The sequence below is a fragment of the Streptomyces sp. N35 genome, assembly GCF_016464295.1.
Lineage (GTDB): Bacteria > Actinomycetota > Actinomycetes > Streptomycetales > Streptomycetaceae > Streptomyces.
In genome coordinates this window covers 1-12,267 of record NZ_JAEIMH010000023.1, presented here as the reverse complement: position 1 = coordinate 12,267, position 12,267 = coordinate 1, and the positions used below count along the sequence as shown (strand labels likewise).

General features: G+C 71.1%; 9 protein-coding genes. 4 read left to right on the top strand and 5 right to left on the bottom strand.

The genetic code is table 11. The annotated features are described in order from the left end of the window. A partial coding sequence (locus tag JAO81_RS14900) for a DeoR/GlpR family DNA-binding transcription regulator (protein ID WP_233415390.1) occupies positions 1–857 on the bottom strand: 857 nt, incomplete at its 3' end. 233 nt (positions 858–1,090) lie between these two features. Further along, entirely contained in the window at positions 1,091–2,539 is a 1,449-nt protein-coding gene (locus JAO81_RS14895; protein ID WP_199548328.1) for an NAD(P)H-quinone dehydrogenase, read from the bottom strand. Between the two features lie 108 nt (positions 2,540–2,647). On the opposite strand from JAO81_RS14895, the gene JAO81_RS14890 reads away from it, so the two are divergent. From JAO81_RS14890 to JAO81_RS14880, 3 genes are all read left to right on the top strand, one after another. Further along, positions 2,648–3,085, top strand: coding sequence for a gamma-glutamylcyclotransferase (locus tag JAO81_RS14890; RefSeq protein ID WP_199548327.1), 438 nt, complete (start codon positions 2,648–2,650; stop codon positions 3,083–3,085). 151 nt (positions 3,086–3,236) lie between these two features. Then, positions 3,237–4,052 (top strand): purine-nucleoside phosphorylase, encoded by an 816-nt coding sequence (locus JAO81_RS14885; RefSeq protein ID WP_165336565.1) that lies wholly within the window; start codon positions 3,237–3,239, stop codon positions 4,050–4,052. Between the two features lie 262 nt (positions 4,053–4,314). Next, positions 4,315–5,973, top strand: coding sequence for a phospho-sugar mutase (locus JAO81_RS14880; RefSeq protein WP_199548326.1), 1,659 nt, complete (start codon positions 4,315–4,317; stop codon positions 5,971–5,973). 1,518 nt (positions 5,974–7,491) lie between these two features. Here the strand turns inward: JAO81_RS14880 and JAO81_RS14870 are convergent. The 3 genes from JAO81_RS14870 to deoC are packed head-to-tail and all read right to left on the bottom strand — an operon-like array spanning position 7,492 to position 10,903. After that, positions 7,492–8,406, bottom strand: coding sequence for an aldehyde dehydrogenase family protein (locus JAO81_RS14870; protein WP_199548325.1), 915 nt, complete (start codon positions 8,404–8,406; stop codon positions 7,492–7,494). Beyond that, positions 8,399–9,847 carry an aldehyde dehydrogenase family protein gene (locus JAO81_RS14865; protein ID WP_199548324.1) on the bottom strand — a complete coding sequence of 483 codons (1,449 nt, stop codon included), beginning with the start codon at positions 9,845–9,847 and terminating at the stop codon, positions 8,399–8,401. The genes JAO81_RS14870 and JAO81_RS14865 overlap by 8 nt, the downstream gene beginning before the upstream one ends. Before the next feature lie 6 nt (positions 9,848–9,853). Next, positions 9,854–10,903, bottom strand: coding sequence for a deoxyribose-phosphate aldolase (deoC, locus tag JAO81_RS14860; RefSeq protein ID WP_233415389.1), 1,050 nt, complete (start codon positions 10,901–10,903; stop codon positions 9,854–9,856). A gap of 225 nt (positions 10,904–11,128) precedes the next feature. Here deoC and JAO81_RS14855 point away from each other — a divergent pair, with 225 nt between their 5' ends. Then, positions 11,129–11,794, top strand: coding sequence for a PH domain-containing protein (locus JAO81_RS14855; RefSeq protein WP_199548323.1), 666 nt, complete (start codon positions 11,129–11,131; stop codon positions 11,792–11,794). Positions 11,795–12,267 lie beyond the last annotated feature (473 nt).

Sequence of the window (12,267 nt, the reverse complement as noted above, 5' to 3'; positions counted from 1 at the left end):
GGGCGCAGGGGGCCCGGCCCGCCCGCCCCCCCGCGCCGCCGCCCGGGAGGGGGCCCGCCCCGGCGGGCCTGACGCCCCGCCGGGACGGGATCGGCACCCTGGGACGGGCCCGAGGCACCGGCGACCGCGACCTGGACGCCCTGGTCGGCCAGGGCCTGGAGCTCGGTGGCGGCGCGCTCGTCATGAGCCGGGGGCTCGTCCGTGACCAGGCGGGTGATGACATCCGTCGGCACCGTCTGGAACATGGTGTCGGTGCCCAGCTTGGTGTGGTCCGCGAGGACCACGACCTCCGCCGCGGCCTGGACGAGAGCCCGGTCCACGGACGCCGAGAGCATGTTGGACGTCGAGAGCCCGCGCTCGGCGGTCAGACCGCTGCCCGACAGGAACGCGCGGGAGACGCGCAGTCCTTGCAGCGACTGCTCGGCACCACTGCCCACCAGGGCGTAGTTCGAGCCGCGGAGCGTACCGCCGGTCATCACCACTTCGACGCGGTTGGCATGGGCCAGCGCCTGCGCCACCAGGAGGGAGTTGGTGACGACGGTGAGACCGGGCACGCGGGCGAGCCGGCGGGCCAGCTCCTGTGTGGTCGTACCCGCACCGACCACGATCGCTTCGCCCTCTTCGACGAGTCCCGCGGCGAGGTCGGCGATCGCCGTCTTCTCGGCGGTCGCGAGGTGCGACTTCTGAGGGAATCCGGATTCACGGGTGAATCCGCCGGGGAGGACCGCACCGCCGTGGCGGCGGTCCAGGAGTCCTTCTGCCTCCAGTGCCCGCACGTCCCGCCGTACGGTCACTTCGGAGGTCTGGACGACGCGGGCGAGCTCACGGAGCGAAACGGCCCCGTTGGCGCGCACCATTTCGAGGATCAATTGGCGACGTTCTGCAGCGAACACGAAACTGACAGTAACCCCAACGTCCGTCTGCTTTCAGCACTTTGCGCCGAATTACAGAAGATGAGCGTATGGAGACACTCGGAGTGGTATAGGGGCCCAGACCTCTGGCCTATGCCAGGCGACTGGGCCCCAACTCTGCGTAACGAACGGTTAGTTCCTGCCTCACCTGCGACAACAGTCCCTGCCGTGCGGCCGGCTCAGCCTTCGCCGGTCGCCTTGCGGGTGTGCAGCTGACGGGCGACCTCGGCGATCGAGCCCGACAAGGAGGGGTAGACCGTGAACGCCTTCGCGATCTGTTCCACCGTCAGGTTGTTGTCGACCGCGATCGAGATGGGGTGGATCAGTTCCGAAGCGCGCGGCGAGACGACCACTCCGCCGACCACGATGCCCGTACCGGGGCGGCAGAAGATCTTGACGAAGCCGTCGCGGATGCCCTGCATCTTGGCGCGCGGGTTGCGAAGGAGCGGCAGCTTGACACTGCGGGCGTCGATCTTGCCGCCGTCCACGTCGGCCTGCGAGTAGCCGACCGTGGCGATCTCGGGGTCGGTGAACACGTTCGACGAGACGGTCTTGAGGTTCAGCGGCGTCACCGCGTCGCCCAGGAAGTGGTACATCGCGATCCGGCCCTGCATGGCCGCGACCGACGCGAGCGCGAAGATGCCGGTCACGTCACCGGCGGCATAGACACCGGAAGCGGACGTCCTCGACACCTTGTCGGTCCAGATGTGACCGGAGTCCTTCAGCCGGACGCCGGCCTCCTCCAGGCCCATGCCCGCGGTGTTGGGGATCGCGCCGACGGCCATCAGACAGTGCGTACCGGAGATGACCCGGCCGTCGGAGAGCGTGACCTCGACGCGGTCGCCGACGCGCTTGGCGGACTCGGCGCGCGAGCGGGCCATGACGTTCATGCCGCGGCGGCGCATGACGTCCTCGAGCACGGCGGCGGCGTCCGGGTCCTCGCCGGGCAGCACGCGGTCGCGGCTCGACACGAGGGTGACCTTGGAGCCGAGGGCCTGGTAGGCGCCCGCGAACTCGGCGCCCGTGACACCGGAACCGACCACGATGAGCTCCTCGGGGAGCTCGTCGAGGTCGTAGACCTGGGTCCAGTTGAGGATGCGCTCGCCGTCCGGCTTGGCGTCGGGCAGCTCGCGCGGGTGGCCGCCGGTGGCGATCAGGATGGCGTCGGCGGTGAGCAGGGTCTCGGTGCCGTCGGCGGCGGTGACGATGACGTCCCGGCTGCCGTCGATGCCCGCCTGGCCGGCGAGCCGGCCGCGGCCGCGCATCACCTTGGCGCCGGCGCGCGTGACGGAGGCGGTGATGTCGTGCGACTGGGCGAGCGCGAGGCGCTTGACCCGTCGGTTGACCTTGCCCAGGTCCACGCCGACCACGCGGGCCGGGGAATCCGGGTCCGGGGTGTCGTCCTCGACGATGATGCCGAGTTCTTCGTACGACGAGTCGAAGGTGGTCATCACCTCGGCCGTCGCGATCAGAGTCTTCGACGGTACGCAGTCGGTGAGCACCGACGCCCCGCCCAGACCGTCGCAGTCGACGACGGTCACCTCCGCGCCGAGTTGAGCCGCCACGAGGGCCGCTTCATATCCGCCGGGTCCGCCACCGATGATCACGATCCGAGTCACGTACTCCATTGTCCCGCACGACTCAAGGGGTTACGCCCCCGGGGCCGCCGCACGGGTCGATACCCGGCCTCACCAGTCCGCACGCCCACGTCGAAGCACTGCCGTACCCTCGGTCCCATGTCGCTCTACGCCGCGTACGCCGGCAATCTCGACCCGCGGCTCATGTCCCGCCGCGCCCCGTACTCGCCGCTGCGCGCCACCGGGTGGCTGAACGGGTGGCGCCTGACGTTCGGCGGGGAGCACATGGGGTGGGAGGGCGCCCTGGCCACGGTCGTCGAGGCACCGCGCTCGCAGGTGTTCGTCACGCTGTACGACATCGCGCCGATGGACGAGGACTCCCTGGACCGCTGGGAAGGCGTGGGGCTCGACATCTACCGGCGGATGCGCGTACGGGTGCAGACCCTCGAGGGCGAGATGCCGGCCTGGGTGTACGTCCTCAACGGGTACGAGGGCGGCCTGCCCTCGGCGCGCTACCTGGGCGAACTGGCGGATGCGGCCGAGTCGGCGGGGGCGCCGCACGATTACGTGATGGAGCTGCGCAAACGGCCCTGCTGACCCACCCCCGATCCAACCCGCACCGCAGGCACCCGCACCCCCGCTCACCAGCGCCCGAGCACACCCCTTGGCGGAACCCACAACCCCCCACCGCCACACTCGTGCGCCACATGTCTACGCGCGTAGGCCCGGAGCGGATACCCTCTTGCGCGTGAACGCTTCGAATACGCCCCCCACCGACCCCTACGCCGCCGCCGACGCCGCCGCCACCAAGCTGCGCGAGCTGACCGGGGCCGCTGCCCATGACGTCGCCCTCGTGATGGGCTCCGGGTGGGCTCCCGCCGTGGACGCGCTCGGTGCCCCCGAGGCCGAGTTCGCCGTGACCGAGCTGCCCGGCTTCCCGCCGCCGGCCGTCGAGGGCCACGGCGGCAAGATCCGCTCGTACAAGATCGGGGACAAGCGCGCCCTGGTCTTCCTCGGACGGACCCACTACTACGAGGGCCGCGGCGTCGCCTCCGTGGCGCACGGTGTGCGCACCGCCGTCGCCGCGGGCTGCAAGACCGTCGTGCTGACGAACGGCTGCGGCGGCCTGCGGGACGGCATGCGTCCGGGCCAGCCGGTCCTCATCAGCGACCACCTGAACCTCACGGCGACCTCGCCGATCGTCGGCGCGAACTTCGTCGATCTGACCGACCTGTACTCGCCGCGGCTCCGCGCGCTGTGCAAGGAGGTCGACCCGACGCTGGAGGAGGGCGTGTACGCGCAGTTCCCCGGCCCGCACTACGAGACGCCCGCCGAGATCCGGATGGCCCGGACGATCGGTGCGGATCTGGTCGGCATGTCGACCGTGCTCGAAGCGATCGCGGCGCGTGAGGCGGGGGCCGAGGTGCTCGGCATCTCCCTGGTCACCAACCTCGCGGCGGGCATGACGGGCGAGCCCCTGAACCACGAAGAGGTCCTCCAGGCGGGCCGCGACTCGGCGACGCGGATGGGACAGCTCCTCACGCAGGTGCTCGACCGCATCTGAGGGGCACTCGCTCCGGGGGCCCATGCCGTGCGGCGCGCCCGGTAGCCCGCGTCCGCGGGGGAAGGTTGCCGAGGGGCTGACGCCCCTCACTCCTCCCTCCGGGGGCTCCGCCCCCTGGGCCACGGGTCCCCGGCCCCGCCCACCCACGCAAGACCCAGCAGTTCCGCAAGGCCGCGCCCCACCCCGTAAAACCCGGAAGTCCCGAAAGGCCCCTCGGGGATCCGTTCTCCGGACCCCCGGCAGTACCCGAAAGGCAATCCACGTGTCGGAAGAACTCATCGCTCGCGCACAGGCCTGGCTCGCCGAGGATCCTGATCCGGAGACCCGTGAGGAGCTGGCCAAGCTCATCGAGGCCGACGACGTCGACGCGCTGGCCGAACGGTTCGCCGGGACGCTGCAGTTCGGCACCGCGGGCCTGCGCGGTGAGCTCGGTGCGGGGCCGATGCGGATGAACCGGAGCGTCGTCATCCGCGCCGCCGCCGGCCTCGCCGCGTACCTCAAGGCCAAGGGGCAGACGGACGGCCTCGTCGTGATCGGGTTCGACGCCCGCCACAAGTCGGCCGACTTCGCGCGCGACACGGCCGCCGTGATGACGGGCGCGGGCCTCAGGGCCGCCGTACTGCCGAAGCCGCTGCCGACCCCCGTCCTCGCCTTCGCCATAAGGCATCTGGGCGCGGTCGCCGGCGTCGAGGTGACGGCCAGCCACAACCCGCCGCGGGACAACGGCTACAAGGTGTACCTCGGCGACGGCTCGCAGATCGTGCCGCCGGCCGACGCGGAGATCGCCGCCGAGATCGCCGCCGTCGCGGCGCTCGCGGACGTCCCCCGCCCCGAGAGCGGCTGGGAAACCCTCGGTGACGAGGTCGTGGAGGCGTATCTGGCGCGTACGGACGCCGTCCTGAAGCCCGGCTCCCCGCGCGGCGCGCGGACCGTTTACACGCCCATGCACGGCGTCGGCAAGGAGACCCTCCTCGCCGCCTTCGCGCGCGCCGGTTTCCCCGCCCCGGCCGTCGTGGCCGAACAGGCCGAGCCCGACCCGGACTTCCCGACCGTCGCGTTCCCGAACCCGGAGGAGCCGGGCGCGATGGACCTCGCGTTCGCCGCGGCGGAGCGCGAACGGCCGGACCTGATCATCGCCAACGACCCCGACGCCGACCGCTGCGCCGTCGCCGTCCACGACGGCGCGAAGTGGCGGATGCTGCACGGTGACGAGGTCGGTTCGCTGCTCGCCGCGCATCTCGTCCGGCGCGGAGTGAGCGGGGTCTTCGCCGAGTCGATCGTCTCCTCGTCGCTGCTCGGACGGATCGCCGAGAAGGCGGGCCTCGGCTACGAGGAGACCCTCACCGGGTTCAAGTGGATCGCCCGCGTGGAGGGCCTGCGCTTCGGATACGAGGAGGCGCTCGGCTACTGCGTCGACCCCGAAGGCGTACGCGACAAGGACGGCATCACGGCCGCGCTGCTCATCGCCGAACTGGCCTCCGAGCTCAAGGCTGAGCCGAATAGCGGCGCCGCCGCGGGGGGCCGCACGCTGCTCGATCTGCTCGACGAGCTCGCCGTCGAGCACGGTCTGCACGCGACCGACCAGCTGTCCGTGCGGGTCGAGGACCTGTCGGTGATCGCGGACGCGATGCGCAGGCTGCGTGAGCAGCCGCCGACGGTGCTGGCCGGACTCGAGGTCGTACGGCGTGAGGACCTGAACGAGGGCACCGAGACGCTGCCGCCGACGGACGGTCTGCGGTACACCCTGGACGGTGCGCGGGTCATCGTGCGGCCGAGCGGCACCGAGCCCAAGCTCAAGTGCTACCTGGAGGTCGTCGTCCCGGTCGAGGGCGATGTGGACGGTGTGCCCGCGGCCCGTGCGAAGGCCAAGGAGCTGATCGCCGGTCTGAAGCGGGACCTGGCGGTCGCGGCCGGGATCTGAGGGGCGAGGCCGGGACCTGAGGGTCGAGGCCCGGATCTGAGGATCGAGGCCGGGATCTGAGGGTGGAAGCCCTGACCTGAGGGTCGAGGACTGAGGTGACGCAGGGGTGGGCTGCCGCGTGGGCAGCCCGCCCTTTCGTACGTCTGAAGGGTGATTCCTGCACGGCAGTTGACCCAACCGACCCCCCGCTGGCCACCCGGCCGAGGAAGGGCTGACCGGAAGCGCACCCCCGAGTCCAGGAGCCGCAGCCCGTGTCAGCGACCACCCAGGCACCGAACCGCAGCACCCTGACCGAGGGACTGCTGCCGGCTTCCCGCCGCCACCCCGACGTACCGCGTCCGACGCGCGCCGCGGTGAACGCCCTGCGGTACGCGGCGCCCGCGCTCGCCGCCTACGCGGCCGTCCGCCTGACCGGGCTCGCCGTCCTGTGGGCCTGGGCCCACGCGGAGGGCGTCGGGGTGTGGCAGACCGTCGCCTCCGACTGGGACGCCAACTGGTATCTGGGGATCGCCGACCGGGGTTACGCGCGCGAGCTCGGCACGACGTATGACACCAACAACCTGGCGTTCTTCCCGCTCTACCCGGTCCTGGTCAAGGCGATCGCCGCGTTCACGCCGGGCAGCCGCGCCACCGTCGGGCTGCTGCTCGCCGTCGCCTTCTCCTTCGTCGCGGCCTGGGGTGTCTTCGCGGTGGGCGACCGGCTGTACGGGCGGCGGGTGGGGGTGCTGCTCACGGTGCTGTGGGGTGCGTTCCCCGTCGCCGCCGTGCAGTGGATGGGGTACACCGAGTCGCTGTTCACGGCCTTCGTCGCCTGGTCGCTCTACGCCGTCCTGCGCGGCGACTGGCTGTGGGCCGGATCGCTCGCGGCCCTGTCGGGCCTCACCCGGCCGACCGGGGTGGCGCTGGCCGCCGCCGTCTCCCTCACGGCGCTGCTCTCGCTGCGGCACGGATTCCGGGGGCGCGCGCTCGCGGGCGCCCTGCTCGCCCCGCTCGGCTGGCTCCTGTACGTCGGCTGGGTGGGCCTGCGCCTGGGCCGCTGGGACGGGTACTTCGCGGTCCAGAAGCTGTGGCACAACGAGCTCGACGGCGGCGTGGAGACGCTGCGCATCGTGCGCCAGCTGCTCTTCTACGACTCGGACCCCGAGCTCTACCTCGTCATGGTCACGCTGGTGATGGCGGCCTGCGCGGTGCTCTTCGGCCTCTGTCTGCGCCGGCGCCAGCCGCTGCCCCTGCTCGTCTTCAGCGGCGTACTGCTCGTGATCGTGCTCGGCTCGGGCGGCGTGTACTTCCCGCGCGCCCGCTTCCTGCTGCCGGGCTTCCCGCTGCTGGTGCCGCTCGCCCTGTATGTGGCGGGCCTGAAGTGGACCCGTGCCGCCCTGGTGGTGGCGGCGGCGGTGCTCGGGTCCGCGTACTGCAGCGGGTACATGCTCCTTGTGTGCCGGCGCCCCCCCCCCCCCCCCCGCACATGCGGGGGCCCCCTGTGGTCCGCCACCCAGGGGCCCCACACGTTTACGGCGATCAGTAGGAGGACCCGCCCGAGCCCAGCGACCCCGTCGGGTGCCAGACCGTCTTGGTCTCCAGGAAAGGCGTCAGGCGCGAGGTGCCCGGGTCCGCGGCCCAATCCACAGCCTGTGGACGGAGAACGCGTTTGAGGTTGTCCGCCGCAGCGACCTCGAGCTCCTTGGCCAGCTGCTCGTCCGCGCCCGCGAGATCGATCGCGTTGACGTCCTGGTGCGCGGCGAGCGGGGTGGCGATCTCCGCGGTCCTGCCGGAGAGGATGTTGACCACACCGCCCGGGACGTCGGAGGTGGCGAGCACCTCGGCGAGGCTCAGGGCCGGCAGCGGACGGTCCTCGGACGCGATGACCACGGCAGTGTTACCCGTGGCGATCACCGGGGCGAGCACCGACACCAGGCCGAGGAAGCTCGACTCCTGCGGCGCGACGATCGTCACGACACCGGTCGGCTCGGGCGAGGACAGGTTGAAGAACGGGCCCGCGACCGGGTTCCCGCCGCCCACGATCTGGGCGATCTTGTCGGTCCAGCCCGCGTACCAGACCCAGCGGTCGATCGCGGCGTCCACGACCGCGCCCGCCTTGGCCTTCGACAGGCCCTCGGCGTCCTGGACCTCCCGTACGAACTGGTCGCGGCGGCCTTCCAGCATCTCCGCGACGCGGTACAGGATCTGCCCGCGCAGATACGCCGTGGCACCTGCCCAGCCGCCGAACGCCTTGCGCGCGGCGACCACCGCGTCCCGGGCGTCCTTGCGGGACGAGAGCGGGGCGTTGGCCAGCCAGTTGCCCTTTCCCGCCGCGGTAGCGGCTGATGTCGCTGTGTTCACTTCGTACACCCGGCCGCTCTCGGAACGAGGGAACTTCCCGCCCACGTACAGCTTGTAGGTCTTGAAGACACTGAGTCGCGTCGCATCAGACATCGAGGTAGGCCTCCAGACCGTGCCGGCCGCCTTCGCGGCCGAAGCCCGACTCCTTGTAGCCGCCGAACGGCGAGGTCGGGTCGAACTTGTTGAACGTGTTGGACCAGATCACACCCGCGCGCAGCTTGTTCGCGACGGCGAGGATGCGTGAGCCCTTCTCGGTCCAGATACCGGCCGAGAGCCCGTACGGGGTGTTGTTGGCCTTGGCGACGGCCTCGTCCGGCGTACGGAAGGTGAGGACCGAGAGCACCGGGCCGAAGATCTCGTCGCGGGCGACGGTGTGCGCCTGGGTGACGCCGGTGAACAGCGTGGGCGCGAACCAGTAGCCGGTGGAGGGCAGTTCGCAGGGCGCGCTCCAGCGCTCGGCGCCCTCCGCCTCGCCCGTCTCGACCAGTGCGGTGATACGGGACAGCTGCTCGGCCGAGTTGATCGCACCGATGTCGGTGTTCTTGTCGAGCGGGTCGCCCAGGCGCAGGGTGGACAGGCGCCGCTTCAGGGAGTCGAGCAGCTCGTCCTGGATCGACTCCTGGACGAGCAGGCGCGAGCCCGCGCAGCAGACCTGGCCCTGGTTGAAGAAGATGCCGCCGACGATGCCCTCGACGGCCTGGTCGATGGGGGCGTCGTCGAAGACGATGTTGGCGCCCTTGCCGCCGAGCTCGAGGGTGAGCTTCTTGTCGGTGCCCGCGAGGGTCCGGGCGATCTGCTTGCCGACGGCGGTCGAACCCGTGAAAGCGACCTTGTCGACGTCGGGGTGCGCGGTGAGGGCCGCACCCGCGTCGCCGTATCCGGGAAGGATGTTGACGACGCCCTTGGGGAGACCGGCCTGGCGGCAGATGTCCGCGAAGAAGAGCGCGGAGAGCGGGGTGGTCTCCGCCGGCTTCAGGACGACCGTGTTGCCGGTCGCGAGCGCCGGGGCGATCTTCCACGCGAGCATGAGCAGCGGGAAGTTCCAGGGGATGACCTGGCCGGCGACACCGAGCGGCTTGGGGTCGGGGCCGTAGCCCGCGTGGTCGAGCTTGTCGGCCCAGCCCGCGTAGTAGAAGAAGTGCGCGGCGACGAGCGGCAGATCCGCGTCGCGCGTCTCCTTGATCGGCTTTCCGTTGTCGAGGGTCTCCAGGACGGCCAGCTCGCGGCTGCGCTCCTGGATGATCCGGGCGATACGGAACAGGTACTTGCCGCGCTCCGCGCCGGGCAGCGCGGACCACTTGTCGAAGGCCTTGCGGGCGGCCTTCACGGCACGCTCGACATCCGCCTCGCCGGCCCGGGCGACCTCGGAGAGGACCTCCTCGGTGCTCGGCGAGACGGTCTTGAAGACCTTGCCGTCGGCGGCCTCGGTGAACTCACCGTCGATGAACAGGCCGTAGGACGGGGCGATGTCCACGACCGCGCGTGACTCGGGCGCGGGTGCGTACTCGAAAGGGTGGGGCTTACGGGAAGTCATGGGGGATCAGTCCACCGTCACGTAGTCGGGGCCGGAGTAGCGTCCGGTGGCCAGCTTCTGACGCTGCATCAGGAGGTCGTTGAGGAGGCTGGAGGCGCCGAAGCGGAACCAGTGGTTGTCCAGCCAGTCGGGTCCGGCGGTCTCGTTGACGAGCACGAGGAACTTGATCGCGTCCTTGGTGCTGCGGATACCGCCCGCGGGCTTCACCCCGATCTGCACCCCGGTCTGCGCACGGAAGTCGCGGACGGCCTCCAGCATCAGGAGGGTGTTGGCGGGGGTGGCGTTGACGCCCACCTTGCCGGTCGAGGTCTTGATGAAATCAGCCCCCGCGATCATGCCGATCCAGGAGGCGCGACGGATGTTGTCGTACGTCGACAGCTCACCGGTCTCGAAGATCACCTTGAGGCGGGCCGGTCCGGCCGCTTCCTTCACGGCGCGGATCTCTTCGTAGACCTTCATGTAGTCGCCCGAGAGGAACGCGCCGCGGTCGATCACCATGTCGATCTCGTCGGCGCCCGCGGCGACCGCGTCCCTGGTGTCGGCGAGCTTCACGCCGAGGGCGGCGCGGCCGGCCGGGAAGGCGGTGGCGACGGAGGCGACCTTCACACCGGACCCGGCGACGGCGGCCTTGGCGGTGGCCACCATGTCCGGATACACGCAGACCGCGGCGGTCGTCGGCGTGCCGCGGTCCGTCGGGTCGGGGTGGACGGCCTTCGCGCCGAGCGCGCGGACCTTGCCCGCGGTATCCGCACCCTCGAGGGTGGTCAGATCGATCATCGAGATGGCCAGGTCGATGGCGTACGCCTTGGCCGTCGTCTTGATCGACCGCGTGCCGAGCGCGGCGGCGCGCGCCTCGAGCCCGACCGTGTCCACGCCCGGCAGGCCGTGGAGGAAGCGGCGCAGGGTGGCGTCGGAGGCGGTCACATCGGCGAAGGGGGACTCGGCCGGGGTCGCGGCACTCTCCGTCTTCACGGACTTCACCTTCTTGTCGGCCTTGTCGACCTTGGCGGCCTTCTCGGCCTTGGCCGGCTTGTCTGACTTGGGGACTGGGGGCATGGTCACGAGGGGAGCATATCTACGCGCGTAGCGGCTTGTGAAGTCCTCGGCTCCGCAGAGCTTGCGCTTCGGCGTTACGTACCGTTCGCACCCTTTGGGGCCGGTGGATCATTCCTCTTGGTGCCGGTGGACCATCCCTAGGCGATACGGATGTGACGGACGTGACCGCCGAGGTGGGCTCCGCCCCTGGGACGGGCTCCGGAACGCTGGGGCAGAATCGACACCATGAGCTCCCCCGACGAGTCCGAGACCCCCCGCCCCGAGCCGGCGGAGAACCGCGCATCGGCCGAGCCCGCGACGCCGGACCGCGTGTTCCGTTCCGGCGCCGGGATCGCCGGCGGTGTCCTGCTGCTCGGTCTGGGCGGGTGGCTCGCCGGGGACGCGCTGCTGCGCGGCAGCGGGATGACGCCGTGGCGGGCCCTGGCCGCGCTGATCGCGCTGGCGCCGCTGGTGGTGGCCTACACGGTGCGGCCGGCGGTGTACGCGAACAATCAGCGGCTCAAGATCCGCAATCCGTTCCGCACGATCGTCCTTCCGTGGGCGTCGGTGGACGACGTCAAGGCCGCGTATTCGTGCGAGGTCCTTTCCGGTGCCGAGAAGTACCAGCTGTGGGCCATCCCGGTGTCGCTGCGCGCCCGCAAGTCGGCCAACCGGCGTCAGGCCCGCGCCGCGGCGGCGGATCCGAGCGGCCGCACCTCGACGCTCGACACACCGGACCGCTCCACCCGCGCGTCGGCCGACCAGGCGGTCGACGACCTCCGCGAGCTTGCGGAGCGGCACGGTCGTGAGGCGGCCGCGCAGGGTCCGGTCGAGGTCCGCTGGGCCTACGAGATCCTGGCCCCCCTGGTCGCGGGCACGATCCTCCTGGCGATCCTGGCCCTGCTGGGCTGAGCTTTCTGGGGCGCTTCGGCTTTTGCGGTGCGCTTCGGCTTCTGCTTCTGCTTCTGCGGTGCGCTGCTTGTGCGGTGCGCTGCGGCGTGCGGTGCGGTGCGCCGCGGCGTGTGCGGTGCGCTTCTGCTTCGGCTTGTGCGGTGCGCCATGGTGGGGCGCGGTCCCGGGTGCGGTCGTAGCTGGTTGCGGTCTCGTTGCGGGGTGCGGGTGGGTGGCGCCTGCGGCGGGCTGATTTCCCCTACCCGCCCCTTCCCGAAACCGGGGCTGCGCCCCGGCCCCCTTCATCCGAACTTCGTTCGGATCTGCTCAAACGCCGCAGGGGCTGAAAGACGAAAGACGTCCTCAAACGCCGGACGGGCTGGGTGTGAACGTTCAGTCCAGGGCGGCGTGTGGGGTGGGCGGCGCAGGGTGGGTGGGGTTCGGGGGCTGAGCGGGTTCGGGGTTGGGTGGGGTCAGGTTTGGGTTGGGCGGGT

Coding starts and splice junctions, on each gene's coding strand:
- JAO81_RS14895 (WP_199548328.1), bottom strand. CDS start 2,539: ATGGAGTACGTGACTCGGATCGTGATCATCGGTGGCGGACCCGGCGGA.
- JAO81_RS14890 (WP_199548327.1), top strand. CDS start 2,648: ATGTCGCTCTACGCCGCGTACGCCGGCAATCTCGACCCGCGGCTCATG.
- JAO81_RS14870 (WP_199548325.1), bottom strand. CDS start 8,406: ATGTCTGATGCGACGCGACTCAGTGTCTTCAAGACCTACAAGCTGTAC.
- JAO81_RS14865 (WP_199548324.1), bottom strand. CDS start 9,847: ATGACTTCCCGTAAGCCCCACCCTTTCGAGTACGCACCCGCGCCCGAG.
- deoC (WP_233415389.1), bottom strand. CDS start 10,903: ATGCCCCCAGTCCCCAAGTCAGACAAGCCGGCCAAGGCCGAGAAGGCC.
- JAO81_RS14855 (WP_199548323.1), top strand. CDS start 11,129: ATGAGCTCCCCCGACGAGTCCGAGACCCCCCGCCCCGAGCCGGCGGAG.